Annotated in this window: 20 protein-coding genes; 16 read left to right on the top strand and 4 right to left on the bottom strand. The window is 69.9% G+C overall.

What is annotated here, in order from left to right; translation table 11 throughout:
- The first annotated feature begins 134 nt into the window (after positions 1 to 134).
- From QIT00_RS09875 to prcA, 4 genes are read left to right on the top strand one after another with little or no spacing between them, the layout of a single operon-like run.
- The gene (locus QIT00_RS09875) at positions 135 to 353 is read left to right on the top strand and encodes a ubiquitin-like protein Pup (protein ID WP_282513164.1); all 219 of its coding nucleotides are present in this window, start codon (positions 135 to 137) and stop codon (positions 351 to 353) included.
- Between the two features lie 5 nt (positions 354 to 358).
- Positions 359 to 964 (top strand): endonuclease VII domain-containing protein, encoded by a 606-nt coding sequence (locus tag QIT00_RS09870; RefSeq protein ID WP_282534783.1) that lies wholly within the window; start codon positions 359 to 361, stop codon positions 962 to 964.
- The gene (gene prcB / locus QIT00_RS09865; RefSeq protein WP_282534782.1) at positions 916 to 1,761 is read left to right on the top strand and encodes a proteasome subunit beta; all 846 of its coding nucleotides are present in this window, start codon (positions 916 to 918) and stop codon (positions 1,759 to 1,761) included. The genes QIT00_RS09870 and prcB overlap by 49 nt, the downstream gene beginning before the upstream one ends.
- Positions 1,762 to 1,815: 54 nt before the next feature.
- Positions 1,816 to 2,571 (top strand): proteasome subunit alpha, encoded by a 756-nt coding sequence (prcA, locus tag QIT00_RS09860; protein WP_282534781.1) that lies wholly within the window; start codon positions 1,816 to 1,818, stop codon positions 2,569 to 2,571.
- 121 nt (positions 2,572 to 2,692) lie between these two features.
- Here prcA and QIT00_RS09855 read toward each other — a convergent pair whose 3' ends face one another.
- Positions 2,693 to 3,697, bottom strand: a complete 1,005-nt coding sequence (locus QIT00_RS09855) for a LacI family DNA-binding transcriptional regulator (protein WP_282534780.1) — start codon at positions 3,695 to 3,697, stop codon at positions 2,693 to 2,695.
- Between the two features lie 121 nt (positions 3,698 to 3,818).
- Between QIT00_RS09855 and QIT00_RS09850 the strand changes: the two genes are divergently transcribed.
- The 12 genes from QIT00_RS09850 (at position 3,819) to QIT00_RS09795 (ending at position 15,987) form a co-directional block, all read left to right on the top strand.
- Positions 3,819 to 5,078 (top strand): MFS transporter, encoded by a 1,260-nt coding sequence (locus QIT00_RS09850; RefSeq protein WP_282534779.1) that lies wholly within the window; start codon positions 3,819 to 3,821, stop codon positions 5,076 to 5,078.
- A gap of 9 nt (positions 5,079 to 5,087) precedes the next feature.
- Positions 5,088 to 6,449: a Pup--protein ligase gene (gene pafA / locus QIT00_RS09845; RefSeq protein ID WP_282534778.1), complete on the top strand. Its 1,362-nt coding sequence runs from the start codon at positions 5,088 to 5,090 to the stop codon at positions 6,447 to 6,449.
- A gap of 135 nt (positions 6,450 to 6,584) precedes the next feature.
- Positions 6,585 to 7,568, top strand: coding sequence for an FKBP-type peptidyl-prolyl cis-trans isomerase (locus tag QIT00_RS09840; RefSeq protein ID WP_282534777.1), 984 nt, complete (start codon positions 6,585 to 6,587; stop codon positions 7,566 to 7,568).
- A gap of 68 nt (positions 7,569 to 7,636) precedes the next feature.
- Complete coding sequence (locus tag QIT00_RS09835; RefSeq protein WP_282534776.1) at positions 7,637 to 8,011, top strand: FKBP-type peptidyl-prolyl cis-trans isomerase; 375 nt, start codon at positions 7,637 to 7,639, stop codon at positions 8,009 to 8,011.
- 123 nt (positions 8,012 to 8,134) lie between these two features.
- Positions 8,135 to 9,088 (top strand): helix-turn-helix transcriptional regulator, encoded by a 954-nt coding sequence (locus QIT00_RS09830; RefSeq protein WP_282534775.1) that lies wholly within the window; start codon positions 8,135 to 8,137, stop codon positions 9,086 to 9,088.
- A gap of 18 nt (positions 9,089 to 9,106) precedes the next feature.
- On the top strand, positions 9,107 to 10,087 hold the full coding sequence (locus QIT00_RS09825) for a helix-turn-helix transcriptional regulator (RefSeq protein WP_282534774.1): 981 nt from the start codon (positions 9,107 to 9,109) through the stop codon (positions 10,085 to 10,087).
- Between the two features lie 74 nt (positions 10,088 to 10,161).
- Positions 10,162 to 10,434 (top strand): hypothetical protein, encoded by a 273-nt coding sequence (locus QIT00_RS09820; RefSeq protein ID WP_282534773.1) that lies wholly within the window; start codon positions 10,162 to 10,164, stop codon positions 10,432 to 10,434.
- A 10-nt stretch (positions 10,435 to 10,444) separates the two neighbouring features.
- Positions 10,445 to 10,642, top strand: a complete 198-nt coding sequence (locus tag QIT00_RS09815; RefSeq protein WP_282534772.1) for a hypothetical protein — start codon at positions 10,445 to 10,447, stop codon at positions 10,640 to 10,642.
- Positions 10,643 to 10,850: 208 nt separating this feature from the next.
- Positions 10,851 to 11,135 (top strand): Sec-independent protein translocase subunit TatA, encoded by a 285-nt coding sequence (gene tatA, locus QIT00_RS09810; RefSeq protein WP_282534771.1) that lies wholly within the window; start codon positions 10,851 to 10,853, stop codon positions 11,133 to 11,135.
- A gap of 92 nt (positions 11,136 to 11,227) precedes the next feature.
- The gene (tatC, locus tag QIT00_RS09805) at positions 11,228 to 12,124 is read left to right on the top strand and encodes a twin-arginine translocase subunit TatC (protein WP_282534930.1); all 897 of its coding nucleotides are present in this window, start codon (positions 11,228 to 11,230) and stop codon (positions 12,122 to 12,124) included.
- 42 nt (positions 12,125 to 12,166) lie between these two features.
- The gene (locus QIT00_RS09800) at positions 12,167 to 13,072 is read left to right on the top strand and encodes a diacylglycerol kinase (protein ID WP_282534770.1); all 906 of its coding nucleotides are present in this window, start codon (positions 12,167 to 12,169) and stop codon (positions 13,070 to 13,072) included.
- 101 nt (positions 13,073 to 13,173) lie between these two features.
- Complete coding sequence (locus QIT00_RS09795) at positions 13,174 to 15,987, top strand: DEAD/DEAH box helicase (protein ID WP_282534769.1); 2,814 nt, start codon at positions 13,174 to 13,176, stop codon at positions 15,985 to 15,987.
- An 85-nt stretch (positions 15,988 to 16,072) separates the two neighbouring features.
- Here the strand turns inward: QIT00_RS09795 and QIT00_RS09790 are convergent, their stop codons facing one another.
- The 3 genes from QIT00_RS09790 to QIT00_RS09780 form a co-directional block, all read right to left on the bottom strand.
- Positions 16,073 to 17,041, bottom strand: a complete 969-nt coding sequence (locus QIT00_RS09790; RefSeq protein WP_282534768.1) for an RluA family pseudouridine synthase — start codon at positions 17,039 to 17,041, stop codon at positions 16,073 to 16,075.
- A 252-nt stretch (positions 17,042 to 17,293) separates the two neighbouring features.
- Positions 17,294 to 18,154 carry a siderophore-interacting protein gene (locus tag QIT00_RS09785; protein WP_282534767.1) on the bottom strand — a complete coding sequence of 287 codons (861 nt, stop codon included), beginning with the start codon at positions 18,152 to 18,154 and terminating at the stop codon, positions 17,294 to 17,296.
- A gap of 100 nt (positions 18,155 to 18,254) precedes the next feature.
- Positions 18,255 to 19,169, bottom strand: a complete 915-nt coding sequence (locus QIT00_RS09780) for a 5'-3' exonuclease (protein ID WP_282534929.1) — start codon at positions 19,167 to 19,169, stop codon at positions 18,255 to 18,257.
- Positions 19,170 to 19,415: the final 246 nt, after the last annotated feature.

Raw genomic sequence — 19,415 nt, 5'->3', positions numbered from 1 at the left:
CGCCTGAAAGCCCGGGAGCTGGGAATCACTGGGGTGGGCCCCGCGCGTTGAACGAACTGCGGGGCCAATGTCGGACCCAGAACGTAGGGTCTGATCAAGAACGTCGAACGTCGACACCGAGCGGGGTGAGTCAGATGGCGACCAAGGACACTGGCGGCGGACAGCAGAAGGCGACGCGTTCCACCGAGGAGGTCGAGGAGCAGGCGCAGGATGCCGAGGCCTCGGAGGATCTCAAGGAGCGCCAGGAGAAGCTGAGCGACGATGTCGACTCGGTGCTGGATGAGATCGACGATGTGCTCGAGGAGAACGCAGAGGATTTCGTGAGGTCATTTGTGCAAAAAGGCGGACAGTAACGGACATGTCGGACTCGCTCGATCAGAAGCGGTGCCCCAAGTGTGAGCGGGTGCTTCAGGTCGCGTCGTTCGCCAGGGACAAGAATCGCCGAGACGGGCTGCAGCCGCACTGTCGGGAGTGCGTGGCGGAGTACAGCGCCGCGCACTACCGGCGGCGCCGCGAGGCTCAGGGCAAGGCCGTCAGGGCCAAGGTCCCGGTGCCGCGAGGTCACAAGCGCTGCCCGCAGTGCGGCAAAGTGAAACCGCACGCGCAGTGGGAGCGCAACAAGACATCCTCTGACGGTTGGGCGAGTTACTGCCGTGAGTGCCGTGCGGAGCGGAACCGGATCAGCTACTTCAAGCGCAAGTACGGCCTGACGCCAAGTGAGTTGGATGACCTCAAAGCCCAGCAGATGGGCGTCTGTTGCATCTGTCTCACGGCTCCTGCAGAACATGTTGATCACTGTCACGAGACGGGTAGGGTCCGTGGCGTGCTGTGCTTCAGCTGCAACGCAGGTTTGGGCCAGTACAAGGATCGACCGGACGCCATGAGGCGGGCCGCCGCTTATCTGGAAGGAAACTCGTGGAAGCCAATCCTCGTAGCACCGGGCGTCTACCAGCTGCCTTCCTGACGCCTGGGTCCTCGTCGTTCGTGGACTTTCTCTCCGAGCACCAGCCGGAGATGCTGCCGGGCAATCGTCAACTCCCGCCTGTGAAGGGCGTGATCGAGGCGCCGCACGGCACCACGATCGTCGCCGCGACCTTCCCGGGAGGTGTCGTGCTCGCCGGTGACCGGCGGGCGACAATGGGGAACATGATCGCGCAGCGGGACATCGAGAAGGTCTTCCCGGCGGACGAGCACTCGGCGGTGGGTATCGCCGGCACGGCTGGTCTGGCCGTGGAGATGGTGAAGCTGTTCCAGCTGGAGTTGGAGCATTTCGAGAAGGTCGAGGGGGCGACGCTCTCGCTGGAGGGCAAGGCCAACAGGCTCTCGACGATGATCCGTTCCAACCTCGGCATGGCGATGCAGGGCCTGGCCGTGGTCCCGCTCTTCGCGGGGTACGACCTGGATCGCGAGAAGGGCCGCATCTTCTCGTACGACGTGACGGGTGGCCGTTCCGAGGAGCAGGGGTACGCCGCCACCGGTTCCGGGTCGATCTTCGCTCGTGGGTCGATGAAGAAGCTGTACAAGGACGATCTGACCGAGGAGCAGGCGACGACGCTGGTCGTGCAGGCGTTGTACGACGCGGCGGACGACGATTCGGCGACGGGTGGGCCTGATGTGGCGCGCCGTATCTATCCGATCGTCACTGTGATCACTGACGAGGGTTTCCGTCGGCTGAGCGATGACGAGGCTTCGGAGGTTGCCCGCTCGGTTCTTGAGCGGCGGCTTGAGCAGCCTGATGGTCCGCGTGCTGCGCTTCTTTGAGCCGGTTCCGGAAATGTGATCGTCCAGCCACTGACAGAAAGGGACGGATAGCCGGTGTCTACGCCGTTCTATGTCTCACCCCAGCAGGCCATGGCCGACCGGGCGGAGTATGCCCGTAAGGGCATTGCCCGTGGTCGCAGCCTGGTTGTGCTGCAGTACGCCGATGGCATCGTGTTCGTCGGCGAGAACCCGTCCCGTGCGTTGCACAAGTTCAGCGAGATCTATGACCGGATCGGTTTTGCCGCGGCCGGTAAGTACAACGAGTACGAGAATCTGCGGATCGGTGGTGTCCGCTATGCCGATCTGCGGGGGTACACGTACGACCGGGACGATGTGACCGCTCGTGGTCTGGCGAACGTCTATGCGCAGACTCTGGGCACCATTTTCTCCAGTGCGGCGGAGAAGCCGTACGAGGTGGAGTTGGTGGTTGCCGAGGTCGGTGAGACGCCTGAGGGTGACCAGATCTATCGGTTGCCGCACGACGGCTCGATCGTGGATGAGCACGGTTCGGTCGCGGTGGGTGGTAATTCCGAGCAGATCAGCAGTTATCTGGATCAGCGGCATGAGGACGGGATGAGTCTTGCCGCGGCGTTGAAGCTGGCTGTGCAGGCGTTGTCGCGGGAGCCGAACGGTGGGGAGCGGGAGATTCCCGCCGAGCGGCTGGAGGTTGCGGTGCTTGACCGTACGCGGCCGCAGCAGCGGAAGTTCAAGCGGATCGTCGGTCGGCAGTTGGCGCGTCTTCTGGAGGCGGATGGTGCGGCGTCCGCGCCGACGGATGCGCCTTCGGATGAGGAGGAGGGCGAGGAGTAGTCCCGCCTGGAGGTCCGTTCGGCAGCCGGTTTCGGCCAGTCGTGGCGTGTGCCCCGTGCCCCGTGCCCTGTTGCCCCGTGTCGCTCTCGGAGCGGTGCGGGGCGCAGGGCGTTTTCGGGTTTCAGGCGGGTGGTGGTGGGGCGGTGGAGTCGCGGACGACGAGTTGGGTGGGGAGGGCGCCGCTCTGGGGTGTGTGGCCTTCGAGGAGGGCGGTGAGGGCTTCCATGCCGCGTTCGCCGACGCGTTCGGCGGGGAGGTGGACGGTGGTGAGTTCGGGGTCGACGGCGGTGGCGAGGGCGAGGTCGTCGAAGCCGGTGACGGAGAGGTCCTGGGGGACGTGGAGGCCCATGCGGCGGGCGGCTTTGCAGGCGCCGGCGGCGATCATGTCGCCGTCGCAGATGACGGCGGTGGGGCGGGGGCCGGGGGCGGCGAGGGCCGAGGTGGCGGCGGCGCGGGCGTAGGCGGCGGAGAGGGGGGCGTGGGCGGTGCGGAGGGTGGTGTGGGGGGCGGTGCGGAGGGTGGCGGCGATGGCTTGGGCGCGGGCGGCGAAGGTCCAGGAGTCGATGTCGGCGGCGAGGTGGAGGAAGTGGCGGTGGCCGAGGGTGAGGAGGTGTTCGGTGATCTGGCGCATGCCGTCGGCGACGTCGAGGTTGACGTGGGCGCCCGCGGTGGGGTCGGTGGGGTCGCTGTCGAGCATGACGAGGGGGAGGTCGGCGCCGCGGAGTGCGGTGAGGGCGTGGGCGGCCATGGAGGAGGCGATGACGCCGTCGAGGGCGGCGCGGGCGGAGGCGAAGGGGTCTTTGGCGGGGCCGGTGCCTTCGGGGGAGGGGTAGAGGACGACTCCGAAGTCGTGTTCGGTGGCTTTGCGGGCGGCGCCGGTGTAGACGCGGGCGAAGAAGTCGTTGGTGAGGGCGGGGACGACGAGGAGGGCGGTGCGGGTGCGGCCGAGGCGGAGGTTGCGGGCGGCGAGGTTGGGGCGGTAGCCGAGTCGGCGGGCGGCGTCGCGGACGCGGTCGGCTGTGGTCTCGGAGACGCGGCCGCGCCATTTGTCGCCGAGTACGAGGGAGACGGCGGCCTGGGAGACTCCGGCGGCCTTGGCGACGTCCTTGCTGGTGGGCCGTGCCACGTCGGGCTCCGTTCTGGTGGCGTGTGCGCGGGGCGGGGCGGTCTGCGTGGGGTGGACCGGGGGTTCGCGCTCATGGTACGTATGGAGCGACGTTATACGTAAAACTTCCAGGGGGCAGGACATGGCCGCGGGATACGTGGAGCTGTTGCGGACCCGGCATGCGGCGCGGCTGCTCAGCGGCACGCTCGTGGGCCGGCTGCCGAACGCGACGGGGCACATCGCGATCGTCCTGTTCACGCGCGCGGAGGGCGGCAGCTACACGCTCGCGGGGGCGCTGGCGGCGGTGTACGGGCTCGCCACGGCCGTAGGGCAGCCGCTGCTCGGCCGTGCGGTCGACCTGCGGGGCCAGGCGCGGGTGATGCTGCCCGCGGCGGTGCTGTCGGCGCTCGGCATGGCCGCGTTCGCGTTCGTGGGGATCGGTTCGCTGCCGCTCGCGTACGCGGCGGTGGGTGTGGCCGGTCTGTTCACGCCGCCGCTGGAGGGCGGCCTGCGGGCGTTGTGGCCGAGTGTGCTCGGGCGGGCGGACAAGGTGCACGCGGCGTACGCGTTGGACGCGGTGGCGCAGGAAGTCATGTTCACTGTGGGGCCGTTGCTGGTGACGTTGCTGGTGGCGCTGTGGTCGCCGGGGGCGGCGTTGCTCGTCATCAATGTGATCGGGGTGCTCGGGGCGCTGTCGGTGGTGGTGTCGGAGCCGTCGCGGAAGTGGCGGTCGGCGCCGCGGGAGGCGCACTGGCTGGGGGCGTTGCGTTCGCCGGGGCTGCTGGCGCTGCTCGGTTCGTTCTTCTTTGTGGGGCTCGCGCTTGGCTCGATCACGGTGGCGGGTGTGGCGTACGCGGACGACGCGGGCCAGGAGTCGGTGTACGGCTGGCTGATGGCGGCGCTGGGTCTGGGTGCGCTGCTCGGCGGTGTGGTGTATGGGGCGCGGCAGTGGGCGGGGGTGCCGGAGCGCCGGTTGCGGGTGCTGGTGGGTCTGTTGGCGTTGGGCTATCTGCCGTTGACGCTGACTCCGGGTGTGCTGCCGATGTGTGTACTGGCCGCGGTCGCCGGGGTGTTCCTGGCGCCGTCGTTGGCGTGTGCGTTCATCGTGGTGGACCGGCACGCTCCGCGGGGCACGGTGACGGAGGCGTTCTCGTGGCTGGTGACGACGTTCGGTGTGGGTGCCGCGGTGGGAACGGGCGTTGCGGGACCGGCGATCGAGGGCGGTGGCACGGCGTGGGGGTTCGCCGTGGCGGGTGCCGGTGGGGTGGCCGCGCTGCTTGTGCTCCTCGGCACGGTTCGGGTGCTCTCCGCTCCCGTGGGCGGCGGGCATGTCGCGGGCTCGGCGGAAAGTGATCGAAACGGAGCGGTCGAACCCGGTTTCAGTGCGGGGCATCAGGCGTAATGTTCAGTCATGGACCGCCGCATTTTCGGGCTGGAGAACGAGTACGGCGTCACGTGCACGTTCAGGGGACAGCGCCGTCTGTCGCCTGACGAAGTGGCGCGCTACCTCTTCCGCCGAGTCGTGTCATGGGGCCGCAGCAGCAATGTCTTCCTGCGGAACGGCGCCCGCCTGTATCTCGACGTGGGTTCACATCCGGAATATGCAACGCCCGAATGTGACAACGTGACCGAGCTGGTCACCCACGACAAGGCGGGCGAGCGCATTCTCGAGGGCCTGCTCGTCGACGCCGAGCGTCGCCTGCACGAGGAAGGAATCGCGGGCGACGTCTATCTGTTCAAGAACAACACCGATTCCGCGGGCAACTCCTACGGCTGCCACGAGAACTATCTGGTGGCCAGGCACGGGGAGTTCTCCCGGCTTGCCGACATTCTCATTCCGTTCCTCGTCACGCGGCAGTTGCTGTGCGGGGCGGGCAAGGTGCTGCAGACGCCGCGCGGTGCGGTGTACTGCGTGAGTCAGCGTGCCGAGCACATCTGGGAGGGCGTCAGTTCCGCGACGACGCGTTCCCGCCCGATCATCAACACCCGGGACGAGCCGCACGCGGACGCCGAGCGTTATCGGCGCCTGCATGTCATCGTCGGCGACTCCAACATGTCGGAGACCACGATGCTGTTGAAGGTCGGCGCGACCGACCTGGTGCTCCGCATGATCGAGGCGGGCACGGTGATGCGGGACCTGACCCTGGAGAACCCGATCCGGGCCATCCGCGAGGTCAGCCACGACACCACGGGGCGCCGCAAGGTGCGGCTGGCCAGCGGCCGGGAGGCCTCGGCCCTTGAAGTGCAGCGCGAGTACTACGAGAAGGCCGTGGACTTCTGCGAGCGCCGCGGTATTCGTACGGGCACCGTGGAGCGGGTCCTGGAGCTGTGGGGCCGTACGCTCGACGCGATCGAGCAGGAGGACCTGGACAAGATCGACACCGAGATCGACTGGGTCATGAAGTACAAGCTCATCGAGCGGTACCGCGCCAAGCACAACATGACCATGTCGCATCCGCGGGTCGCGCAGATAGACCTCGCCTACCACGACATCCACCGGCGTCGCGGGTTGTACTACCTGCTGGAGAAGAAGGGGCAAGCGGCGCGTATCTGCAACGACTTGAAGATCTTCGAGGGCAAGTCGGTGCCTCCGCAGACCACCAGGGCGCGGCTGCGCGGTGATTTCATTCGCCGGGCGCAGGAGCAGCGGCGGGACTTCACGGTGGACTGGGTGCATCTGAAGCTCAACGATCAGGCGCAGCGCACGGTGTTGTGCAAGGACCCGTTCCGTTCGGTGGACGACCGGGTGGAGAAGCTGATCGCCGGAATGTGATGAATCGCGGCTGTTCCGGGGGCTCATCAGGCCGGGAACGCAACGCGGGGCGCCGTACGTTTCTCGTACGGCGCCCTTCTCACGTCGTAGAGTTGCGCGCACCCCACACCAGATCTATCGATGATGAGGCCCCCAGTGCGCCGACGCTCGCTGCTTCTCGCCGTTCCCGCCGGACTGTTGACGCTCGCCGGCTGCGGCGACGACAAGGCCGACAAGTCCAAGTCAAAGGCCACGGACGGTGCTTCCAACTCGGCGGACGCCGCGAAGATCGTGGACGGGCCGCTGCCCCGGATCACCAAGGGCGACAAGTTCGGTACGAAGCCGACGGTCGCGAAGGGTTCGGGCGATCCGTCGAAGGACCTCGCGGTGAAGGTGCTGATCGAGGGCAAGGACGCGGAGGTCGCCAAGGGTGACTATCTGCAGGCCGACTATCTGGGGCAGATCTGGACCTCGGCGAAGGTCTTCGACAACTCCTACGACCGCGGTACGCCGGCGATCTTCCCGATCGGTGTCGGCCAGGTCATTCCGGGCTGGGACCAGGGTCTGGTCGGCAAGAAGGTGGGCAGCCGCGTCGAGCTGGGCATTCCGCCGGCGCTCGGGTACGGCGAGCAGGGCAACGAGCAGGCGGGCATCAAGGGCACCGACACCCTGGTCTTCGTCGTGGACATCGTGGGTTCGTTCGGTGCGAAGAGCTCCGCGAAGGGCAAGGACGTCGCGCAGGACAACATCGACCTGCCGAAGGTGGGCACGAACACCGACGGCAAGGCGCCGTCCCTCGACGTGCCGAAGAAGGACGCCCCGAAGAAGCTCGTGTCGAACTATGTGATCGAGGGCGACGGCGCGGCGCTGAAGGCCTCGGACACCGTGCTCGTGCAGTACAAGGGCGTGCTGTGGGACGGCGGCAAGGAGTTCGACTCCACGTACAAGCGCTCGCAGCTCGCGCAGTTCCAGCTGGCGGGGGTCGTCAAGGGCTGGTCGCAGGGGCTGACGGGCAAGAAGGTCGGCAGCCGGGTGCTCATCGTGGTGCCGCCGGACCTGGGGTACGGCGACAAGGAGCAGCAGGGTATTCCCGCCAACTCGACGCTGGTCTTCTCGGTCGACATCATCGCGAAGATGTGAGTCCGGCCGGTCCCGCGGAAATGTAAGACTGTCCCCGCTGCACATTCGAAGAAGCAGGAGCAATACACGTGAGCATCGACAAGCCCGAGGTCGACTTCCCCGGCGGCGAGCCCCCGGCGGACCTGGAGATCAAGGACATCTGGGAGGGCGACGGCCCCGAGGCCAAGGCGGGCGACACCGTCCAGGTCCACTACGTCGGCGTCTCCTTCTCCAGTGGTGAGGAGTTCGACGCGAGCTGGAACCGCGGCAACCCGCTCGCGTTCCAGCTCGGTGCCGGCCAGGTCATCGCCGGCTGGGACCAGGGTGTGCAGGGCATGAAGGTCGGCGGTCGCCGTCAGCTGGTCATCCCGCCGCACCTGGCGTACGGGGACAAGGGCGCGGGCGGCGGCCGGATCGCCCCCGGCGAGACGCTGATCTTCGTCTGCGACCTGGTCGCGGTCTGATCCGGGTTCCGCCCGAGGGCCCCATGCCTGCCGGCATGGGGCCCTCGGCTTTGCCACGACCCTCCGTAGCGGTACGGTCGACCGTCGTAGAACAGCGTGCGTGGCAGGTGGGAGAGGGCGTCGATGGCGATTGCCAAGGCAGAGCGGCTGATGAATCTCGCGCTGTGCCTCCTGGGGACCCGGCGGCCGCTGAGCAAGCGTGAGTTGCGCGGCTCCATCGAGGCGTACCTGGAGGCGGGTTCCGACGACTCCTTCAACCGGATGTTCGAGCGGGACAAGGACGACCTGCGGGAACTCGGCCTGGTCATCGAGACCGTCGAGAACATCGACGGCGACGTCGGCTACCTGGCCCGCCGCGACAGCAACCGCCTTCCGGCCGTCACGCTCGACGCCGAGGAGGCCGCCGCGCTTGGCCTGGCCGCGAAGGTGTGGCAGCAGGCCCGCCTCGCCGGTGCCGCGAGCGGCGCGTTGCAGAAGCTGCGCGCCGCCGGGCTTCCGGAGGAGGTCGATCCGTACGAGCCGCACAGTGCGCTCGAACCGCGGATCCCCGTGCACGAGGCGGCGTTCGAGCCGCTGATGCTGGCCTGCCGCGACCGCCGTCCGGTCGTCTTCGACTACCGCAAGGCCACCGCGGCCCGCCCCGAGGCCCGGCATGTGGAGCCGTGGGCCCTGGAGTGCTGGCGCGGTCACTGGTATCTGGCGGGCTGGGACCGCGACCGGGGCGCCGAGCGGCTGTTCCGGCTCTCCCGGATCACCGGCAAGGTCCGTTCCCGGGCAGGGAAGTTCACCGCCGAGGTCCCCGATGTCGTGACCGTACGGGAGACCGTGGCGAGCTGGGCCGGGGAGATCGCCGACCGCTCCGCGAAGCTCAGGCTGCGCTCCGGGGCGGGCTATCCGCTGCGTGCCAAGGCCACGTCGGTACGCGAACTGGGCGACGGCTGGGACGAGTTGGAGATTCCGTACGGGCACGGCATGGACGCCTGGCTCGTCGAGTTCGGGCCCGACGTGGTGGTGCTCGAACCCGCGGAGCTGCGGGCGGACGTCGTGGACCGGCTGCGTGCCGTGGCCAAGGGCTGAGGGGGAGACGGACAGATCATGGCCGCGAACGCGATCGACCAGACCCGCAGGATGCTGTCCCTGGTGACGTATCTGCGCGAGCGCCCCGGTGCCCGGATCGCCGATGTGGCGCGGGCGTTCGGCATCAGCGAGGACGAGCTGATCTCCGACCTGGACGTGCTGCCGCTGTGCGGGACCAGCTTCCGGGGCGGTGACCTGCTCGACATCGACACCGACGGTGAGCGGATCTGGTGGCACAACCCGGCCGCCCTGTCGGCCGAGGCCGCAGCCCCACTCCGACTCGCCGCGGACGAGGCGACCGCGCTGCTCGTGGCGGCCCGTGCCGTGGCCACGCTGCCGGGGCTGCGCGAGGGCGACCGGGAGGCGCTGCTCCGCGCCACCGCCAAGCTGGAGGCCGCGGCGGGCGAGACGGCCGGGGCGAGCGACCGGCTCTCGGTCACCTTCGAGTCCGAGGGCGGGGTCTTCGCCGAGGTGGACCGGGCGATCTCCGAGCGGCGCCGCCTCTGGGTGCGCTACTACTCGCCCGCGCGCGACGAGCTGACCGAGCGCGAGGTCGACCCGATCCGGCTGTTCGCGCTCGGCCACACGTACATGGAGGCGTGGTGCTACCGCTCCGAGGCGCGGCGCACCTTCCGCCTCGACCGGGTCGCGGAGATCCGCATCCTGGACGAGCCGGCGGCGCCCCCCGAGCTGGAGCTGCGCGACCTGTCCGAGGCGCTGGTGCAGCCCTCCGCCGACGACCCGGAGGTGGTCGTCGAGGTCGGGCCCGGCGGGCGCTGGGTCGCCGAGTACTACCCGCACGACAGCGCCGAGGAACTGCCCGACGGCGGACTGCGGATCACCCTGCGCACCCCCGACCCGACGTCGCTGCGCAGGCTGGCCCTGCGGCTCGGCCCGGACGGGCGGATCACCGCGCCCGAGGACCTGGCGCAGAGCGCGCGCAGCGCGGCGGCGGAGGCGCTGGCCGCCTACGAGGCCCCCGGCGGGCAGGGGGTCTGAGGGTGCCGGACGACATGTCGACGAGGGCTGATACGTCTGCGAGATCCGCGTTCGGCGCCGTGAGTGCGGAGCGTATGCGGTGTTCTGCAGAGGGTCACGGCGACCCGGTCGTCCCGCGGCCGCCCGGCCCCACGCGGTTCAAGGCCGCCTGCCCCGACTGCCGGGCCCGCTTCCAACTGGCCGCCGGTGCCATCAGGTTGGCCATCGGCGCCAGCCGCCGTACGACCTTCTACTCCTTCACCTGTCCCGAGTGCGACGCCGCCGTCCGCAAGCCCGCCGGGGCGCGGATCGTCGAACTCCTCACGCGGGGCGGGGTGCGGACCCTGCGGCTGCACTCCACGGTCTAGGGTGGCGCGCATGTTCTGGCCCATGATCGCGATCGCCCTGGGGTTCTGCGGGCTCGCCGTCCTCGGTGTGCTCGCCGTACGCGTCTTCCTGGAGGTCAGGCGGCTCGGTGCCCAAGTCGCCGACACCGCGGGGAAGATCAACCGCGCCGCGGAGGATCTGGAGCGGGCCGCCACCGACATGGCGCGGACGGGTCGCGAGGCCCTCTAGAGCGCACCTCTCGGAGGCGTGTTCACGGCGCGGGCGCTGGACGAACGAGCGGCCTGACGCCAGGGCGCCGGTGCCAACCAGGAGTACGCAAGGGGATTGCCCTGCGTTTACTCCAGGGGGTTACGATCGCAGTGAAGCGCGGTGGTCGGATGCCTGTCCGGCCCACCGAGCACCTGATCCTGTCGCCTCGGTGAAGAAGGTAAACGCTATGGGTAGGCTCGGCCCCACCGAGATCATTCTGATCATCCTCGTCATCGTCCTTCTTTTCGGTGCGAAGAAGCTGCCCGACATGGCCCGTTCCCTCGGCAAGTCGGCCCGCATCCTCAAGAGCGAGGCCAAGGCGATGAAGAGCGACGAGAAGCAGAACGCCCCGGCAGACCCGCCCAACCCGGGCACGGACCAGTCCGCTCCCCGTACGATCCAGGCCGCTCCCGGCGACGTGAACAGCGCGCGCCCGGTGAACGAGCCGTCCGACCGTACGACGCAGCGCTGATCCGGAGCAGGCCGGAGCAGGTCTGCCGCACGAGATGAGGACGTGGGTTGCTCAAGTCTGCCCGCCAACAGGAGAAGGACCCCGAGGGACGGATGCCCCTCGCGGAGCATCTGCGTGAGCTCCGGAACCGGCTCACCAAGGGAATTCTCGCCATCGTCGTAGTCACGGCGGTGGCCGCGTTCTACAGCGGGGAACTCATGGCGTTCCTCACCGAGCCCGTACCCAGCTGCAAGGGGGGCCTGGGTGAGTCCACCGGCGGCAACTGCGCGGTGGTCTCCTTCAACACGCTGCTCTCGCCGTTCACCACCACGGTGAAGGTCAGCCTCATGGCCGGTGTGATCGTCGCCAGTCCGGTCTGGCTTTACCAGTTGTGGGCCTTCGTCGCGCCCGGTCTGCACAAGAGCGAGAAGAAGTACACCTACACCTTCGTGGCCGCCGCCGTACCGCTCTTCGCGGCCGGCGCCTACCTCGCGTACATCGTCCTGCCGGTGAGCATGAAGGTGCTGCTCGGCATCACGCCCGAGGGCTCCGCGAACATCCTCGCGCTGGACGACGTCCTTGACTTCACCGTCCGCATGGTGCTCGTCTTCGGTCTCGCATTCGAGCTGCCGCTGCTGCTGATCATGATGAACCTGACGGGCATCGTCACCGGGCGCCGCATGGCCGGATGGTGGCGCGGCGTCGTCATGGGCGTCTTCGTCTTCGGCGCCGTCGCGACCCCGACCACGGACCCGGTCGGCATGATCGCCCTCTCCGGGCCCATCATCGTGCTGTTCTTCATGGCCGTCGGCATCTCCCTCCTCAACGACAAGCGCCGCGCCCGCAACAACCCCGACGCCGCCCTCCCCGACGACGAGGCCTCCGACCTCGACCTCACCCCCGAGGCCATCGGCGACATCGAGTCCGTGCCGACCGCGCGCGCCCTGCCCGAGCAGGCGAGCACCGAGCCCAACGACCGCAGGGCGAACGGTTTCGACGACGTCACCTGATCTTGTAGGGTCCTGCCCCCACACTGTCCGGAGGGGCCCGCAGTGACCAGCGAGATCACACTCTTCGTCAATCCCACCGCAGGACGCGGCCGGGGCGCGCACGCCGCGCAGCCGGCCGCCGCCGCGCTCCGGGCCGCCGGATTCTCCGTACGCACCCTCGTCGGCAACGGCCCCGAGGACGCCCTGCGGCGCGCCCGTGAAGCCGTCGACGCAGGCACCGGTGCCCTCATCGCGGTCGGCGGCGACGGCATGGCGGGCCTCGCCCTGCAGGCCGTCGCCGAAACCCGCACCCCGCTCGGCGTGATCGCCGTCGGCACCGGCAACGACTTCGCCCGCGCCCTAGGCCTGCCCATACGCGACCCCGCCGCCGCAGGCAGGCTCGCCGCCGAGGCCCTGAAGAGCGCGCGCATCCGGGACGTCGACCTCGGCCGGGTCGACGGAGGACGAGGCGGCGGGCGCTGGTTCGGTACCGTGCTCGCCTCCGGCTTCGACTCCCGCGTCAACGACCGCGGCAACCGCATGCGATGGCCCGCCGGACGCTTCAAGTACGACCTGGCGATGGTCGCCGAACTCGCCGCGTTCCGGCCCGTCCCGTACCGCATCCGGCTCGACGACGGGCCCGTCCTCAAGGTCGACGCCACCCTCGTCGCCGTCGGCAACGGCAGCTCGTACGGGGGCGGCATGCGGATCTGCGCCGGGGCCGTGCTCGACGACGGGCTCTTCGACGTCACCGTCGTCGGCGACTGCTCACGCACCACGCTGCTGCGGGTCTTCCCACGCGTCTACCGGGGCACCCACCTCGACCACCCGAAGGTCACCGTGCACCGCGCCGCCAAGATCAGCGTCGAGGCGCCGGACGTCAGCGGATACGCCGACGGGGAACCGCTCGGTCCGCTGCCGCTGACCGCGCGGTGCGTGCCCGGAGCCGTCCGCGTCCTCGCTCCCTGAGGCCCCCGGGGCCCGCTCCCCGCAAGGGCAGCTGTCAGAAACCTGCACCCTGAACAAAGATCGCGACGCTGTCAGTGGGGGCGGGTAGGCTCGAAGACAAGATGACAGAGGACCTCTCACCGGCCGAGCGGTACGCGGCAGCACGCAAGCGGGCTGTCGAGCAGGCCACCGCACTCGCGTCCTTCCGCGAGATGTACGACTTCGGGCTCGACCCCTTCCAGATCGAGGCCTGCCAGGCGCTCGAAGCGGGCAAGGGCGTGCTCGTCGCGGCGCCCACGGGCTCGGGCAAGACGATCGTCGGCGAGTTCGCCGTCCACCTCGCCCTGAGACAGGGCAAGAAGTGCTTCTACACCACGCCCATCAAAGCCCTCTCCAACCAGAAGTACGCCGATCTGGCCCGCCGTTACGGCCAGGACAAGGTCGGCCTGCTCACCGGCGACAACAGCGTCAACGCCGACGCCCCCATCGTGGTCATGACCACCGAGGTGCTGCGGAACATGCTGTACGCGGGCTCCCAGGCCCTGCGCGGCCTCGGGTACGTGGTGATGGACGAGGTGCACTATCTGTCCGACCGCTTCCGCGGCGCCGTCTGGGAGGAAGTGATCATCCACCTCCCCGAGTCGGTGACGCTGGTCTCCCTCTCGGCCACGGTGTCCAACGCCGAGGAGTTCGGCGACTGGCTGGACACCGTCCGCGGCGACACCGAGGTGATCGTCTCCGAGCACCGGCCCGTGCCGCTGTTCCAGCACGTGCTCGCCGGCCGGCGGATGTACGACCTCTTCGAGGAGTCGCGGGAGTCCGGCAAGCGCGCCGTCAACCCGGACCTCACGCGGATGGCCCGCCTGGAGGACTCCCGGCCCTCGTACGGCAGGGACCGCCGCAAGGGCAAGCGGATCCGGGAGGCCGACCGGGAGCGGGAGCGGCGCTCCAGGTCGCGCATCTGGACCCCCGGCCGCCCCGAAGTCATCGACAGGCTGGACTCGGAGGGCCTGCTCCCGGCCATCACGTTCATCTTCAGCCGCGCCGCCTGCGAGGCCGCCGTCCAGCAGTGTCTGTACGCGGGCCTCAGGCTCAACGACGAGGAGGGCCGCCAGAAGGTCCGCCGGATCGTCGAGGAGCGCACGGCCTCCATTCCCGACGAAGACCTGCACGTCCTCGGCTACTTCGAGTGGCTGGAGGCCCTGGAGCGAGGCATCGCCGCCCACCACGCGGGCATGCTGCCGACGTTCAAGGAGGTCGTCGAGGAGCTGTTCGTACGCGGCCTGGTGAAGGCCGTGTTCGCCACCGAGACGCTCGCCCTCGGCATCAACATGCCCGCGCGCTCCGTGGTGTTGGAGAAGCTGGTCAAGTGGAACGGCGAGCAGCACGCCGACATCACCCCCGGTGAGTACACGCAGTTGACCGGCCGCGCAGGGCGTCGCGGCATCGACATCGAGGGCCACGCCGTCGTGCTCTGGCAGCGCGGCATGAACCCCGAACAGCTCGCGGGCCTCGCCGGCACGCGTACGTATCCGCTGCGCTCCAGCTTCAAGCCGTCGTACAACATGGCGGTGAACCTGGTCCACCAGTTCGGTCGGCACCGCTCGCGCGAGCTGCTCGAAACGTCCTTCGCGCAGTTCCAGGCGGACCGCTCGGTGGTCGGCATCTCCCGCCAGGTGCAGCGCAACGAAGAGGGCCTTGAGGGCTACAAAGCCTCCATGACCTGCCACTTGGGCGACTTCGAGGAGTACGCGCGGCTGCGCCGCGACCTCAAGGACCGCGAGACCGAGCTGGCCAAACAGGGCGCCGCGCAACGCCGGGTGGCCGCGGCCGCCGCCTTGGAGAAGCTCAAGCCGGGCGACGTGATCCACGTCCCCACCGGCAAGTTCGCGGGCCTCGCCCTCGTGCTCGACCCCGGGCTCGCGGCGGGGCGGTCCAACGGCCACCGCGGCTTCGAGTACCACGACGGGCCGCGGCCGCTGGTCCTCACGGCCGAGCGGCAGGTCAAGCGGCTCGCGTCGATCGACTTCCCGGTGCCGGTCGAGGCGCTCGACCGGATGCGGATCCCCAAGTCGTTCAACCCCCGCTCGCCGCAGTCCCGTCGGGACCTGGCCTCCGCGCTGCGCACCAAGGCCGGGCACATCCGGCCCGAGAAGCACCGCAAGGGCCGCTCGGCCGCCGCGGACGACCGCGAGATCGCCCGCCTGCGCACCGCGCTGCGCGCCCACCCCTGCCACGGCTGCGACGAACGCGAGGACCACGCCCGCTGGGCCGAGCGGTACCACCGGCTCAAGCGCGACACCCGGCAGCTGGAGCGCCGCATCGAGGGGCGCACGAACACCATCGCCCGCACCTTCGACCGCATCGTCGCCCTCCTCACCGAGCTCGACTACCTGCGCGGGGACGAGGTCACCGACGACGGCCGCCGCCTCGGAAGGCTCTACGGCGAGCTGGACCTCCTGGCCTCCGAGTGCCTGCGCGCAGGCGTCTGGGAGGGCCTCAACCCGGCCGAACTCGCCGCCTGCGTCTCGGCGTTGGTGTACGAGGCGCGTGCCGCCGACGACGCGCTCGCGCCGAAGCTGCCCGCCGGGCCCGCCAAGGTGGCGCTCGGTGAGATGGTGCGGATCTGGGGCCGCCTCGACGCCCTGGAGGAGGAGTTCCGCATCAGCCAGGCCGAGGGCGTCGGCCAGCGCGAGCCCGACCTCGGCTTCGCCTGGGCGGCGTACATGTGGGCGTCCGACAAGGGCCTGGACGAGGTGCTGCGCGAGGCCGAGATGCCCGCGGGCGACTTCGTGCGCTGGTGCAAGCAGGTCATCGACGTCCTCGGGCAGATCGCGGCGGCGTCCCAGGCGGACGGCACGACGGTCGGCAAGAACGCCCGCAAGGCGGTCGACGCGCTGCTTCGGGGAGTTGTGGCTTACTCGTCGGTCGGCTGAGCCGGTTTCTCGCGGCGTGGTGAGGGGCGGTGGGCTTGAGGGGTGTGCTTGAGGCGCGCCGCCCCTCAGCCGTGTGTGGCCTTGGTCAGCCGTGCGCGGTTCCGGTGGCCCAGCCCTCGTGGTCCGTCCACGCCCGCAGGGTGCGTTCGCTCTCGAAACGGTGCGCGCGGCCGGTCAGCGGGTCGGTGAACTCCAGCGTACGGGCGAGGAGTTGCAGCGGCCGGGAGTAGTCATCGGGCGCGGGGTCGGCGACGACCGGGTACACCGGGTCGCCGAGGATCGGCACGCCGAGCGCGTTCATGTGCACGCGCAGCTGGTGGGTGCGGCCGGTGCGGGGGAGCAGCCGGTAGCGGGCGAGCGGGGCGCCGGGGCCGTGTGCGCGGTGGTCGAGGAGCTCGACGCGGCTCTCGCTGTTGGGCTCGCCCGGCACCTCGTACGCGGCGATGATCCCGCGCTCCTTCACGATCCGGCTGCGCACCGTGCGCGGCAGCTGGAGCTCCGGGTCGTACGGGGCGATCGCCTCGTACTCCTTGTGGACCCGCTTCTCGGAGAACAGCCGCTGGTACGCGCCGCGTTCGGCGGGGCGCAGGGTGAACAGGACCAGGCCGGCGGTGAGCCGGTCCAGGCGGTGGGCCGGGGAGAGCAGGGGGAGGTCGAGCTCGCGGCGCAGCCTGGCCAGGGCGGTCTCGGTGATGTGGCTGCCGCGCGGGGTGGTGGCGAGGAAGTGCGGCTTGTCGACGATGAGCAGATGCGCGTCGCGGTACAGCACGCGCGGCGCGAACGGCACGCGCGGCTCGGGGGCGAGCGGGCGGTGGAACCAGACGTGCGCACCGGGGGCGTACGGGCTGTCGCCGCTCAACGGGCCGTCCACGCCGACCACTTCACCGGCGGCGAGCAGGGCCTCCACGACGTCCGGGCCCACGGGGAGCCGCTCCACGAGGTACTCCCGCACGGTCCCCCAGCCCCCGTCGAGCGGCAGCTTCAGGTGCACCGCGTCGATCCCGTCACGCTGGGCGAGGGGCGAGGGCGGAACGTGCGGCTTGCGTCGGGGCACGGGGGCAAGGGTACGGGGGTCTTTGTGGAGGGGGCTTGCCGTAGGAGGGCGGCACCGTCGACTCGGGCCTCGCCGATCGCCCTGCGGGCTCGTCCTCAAGCGCCGGACGGGCTGGGTTGTCGCCCTGCGGGCTCGTCCTCAAGCGCCGGACGGGCTGGATTTGCCGACGTAGCCGGAGCCGATCCGACGTAGCCGGAGCCGATCCGACGTAGCCGGAGCCCGGCCCCGACAGTAGGCCGGGGCCGAGAGGGGTCAGGCTGCAGTCGCCGTGGTCGGGGTCTCCTGTTCCGCCTCCACCTGGGCGTTCCACTCGCGCTTGGCGGACTGCCAGCCGTCCTCGTTGTGGCCGAGGCGCCAGTAGCCGGAGATGGAGAGGCGCTCGCGGGGGACCTCGCGGTCCAGGCGGAGGTGGCGGCGCAGCTCCTTCACGAAGCCCGCCTCGCCGTGGACGAAGGCCTGGACGTCGCCGGGCGGGAAGGGCAGGTCCCGGACCGCCGCGACGAGGGCCTCGCCGACCGGACGGGAGCCGCGGTGCAGCCAGGTGATCCGGCCGCCCTCGGGGGAGGCGGCGGCATACCGCTCCTCCTCCGGGCCGGAGACCTCCACGAAGGCGTGCACCGGCGCGCCTGCGGGGATCCGCACAAGCGACGCGGCGATCGCGGGCAGGGCGCTCTCGTCACCGACGAGGAGGTGCCAGTCCGCCGCGGCGTCCGGTGCGTACCCGCCACCGGGGCCGAGGAAGCGCAGCTGCTCGCCGGGGCGCACGGCGGTGGACCACGGTCCGGCCAGGCCCGCGTCGCCGTGGACCACGAAGTCCACGGTCAGCTCGCGGAGTTCGGGGTCCCAGGCACGGACCGTGTACGTACGCGTCACCGGCCACTGGTCGCGCGGGAAGTCCGCGCGGATCTGCTGGATGTCGAACGGCTCGGGGTAGCTCACGCCCGCGGCCGGGAACAGCAGCTTGATGTAGTGGTCGGTGTGCGCGCCCGCCTCGAACCGGTCGAGCCCGGGGCCGCCGAGCACCACCCGCTGCATGTGCGGGGTGAGCCGCTCCGAGCGGAGCACCTCCGCGAGATGGGCCTTCGGTGCTTTGCGGGGCGGACGTTCTGCCACGGAGGCCTCCCTGACCAGTGAATTGCTTAGGTAAGCCTAAGTTAACACTTCACTGTTCGAGAGTGCTCACCCTTCGAGCGTGCTCACCCTTCGAGAATGCTCACCCTTCGAGAATGGAGAGCAGCCGCTTCACGCGGCCGGTCAGGCCCCAGCGGGTGGCGAGTTCGTCGAGCGCCGCCGGGTCGCGCGGCTCGCGGGGGAGGGCGAGCGGGACGTCCGGGATGGGGACGTCCGTGGCGACGCGGACGACCTTCGGCGCCACCGCGACATACGGACGGGACTCGTCCAGGCGCTTGCGCTGCGTGGGCGTGAGCTTCGACTTCGGGTCGTCGACGGCGGCCATGATCCCGTCCAGGTCGCCGAACTCGGCGATCAGCTTGGCCGCGGTCTTCTCGCCGATGCCGGGCACGCCGGGCAGTCCGTCGCTCGGGTCGCCGCGAAGCAGCGCCAGGTCGACATAGCCGGAGCCGTCCACCGCGTACTTCTCGCGCAGCCACGCCTCGTCGGTGACCTGGAGGGTGCCGACGCCCTTGAGGGGGTACAGGACGCGGATCCCGCGCTTGTCGTCCACGAGTTGGTAGAGGTCGCGGTCGCCGGTGACGATGTCGACCGGGCCGCCGGCGCGGGCGGTGAGCGTGCCGATCACGTCGTCCGCCTCGTACCCTTCCGCGCCGATGCGGGCGATGCCGAGGGCGTCCAGGATGTCCTCGATGATCGGGACCTGGGGGGAGAGGGTGTCGGGGATCTCCTCTGCGTATGCGGAGTCTCCGCCGCCCTGCACCTCCTCCGCCACGCGATGCGCCTTGTACGAGGGGATGAGGTCCACCCGCCACTGCGGGCGCCAGTCCGCGTCCATGCAGGCCACCAGCTCGTCCGGATGGTGGTCGAGGACCAGGCGCGTGATGAACTCGAGCAGCCCGCGCACGGCGTTGACCGGCGTGCCGTCCGGGGCCTTCACGGATTCCGGGACGCCGAAGTAGGCCCGGAAGTACAGGGAAGCGGTGTCGAGGAGCATGAGCCGTCGTGTTTGCTGCGTCACACGGGCATCATGCCGCACCCCACTGACAGCGCACCGGCGCCGACCGCGGCACCCCGAAACGATCACACACCGTGCGCGGTCGTACGCGTAAACGGAATGTGAACGCCACGCGCTGTGAGCTGGAACACTCTTGCGTTTCAAGCCACTTGGCCAGGGCAGGCGCGGAGCCGGAGCGAACCGATTGACGGATTCAACTAGTCCGTTTGTAACGGTGAGCGGGAG

It is taken from the genome of Streptomyces luteolus, from assembly GCF_029968015.1.
Taxonomy (GTDB): Bacteria; Actinomycetota; Actinomycetes; order Streptomycetales; family Streptomycetaceae; genus Streptomyces; species Streptomyces luteolus.
This window is presented reverse-complemented; position numbering and strand designations above follow the sequence as displayed.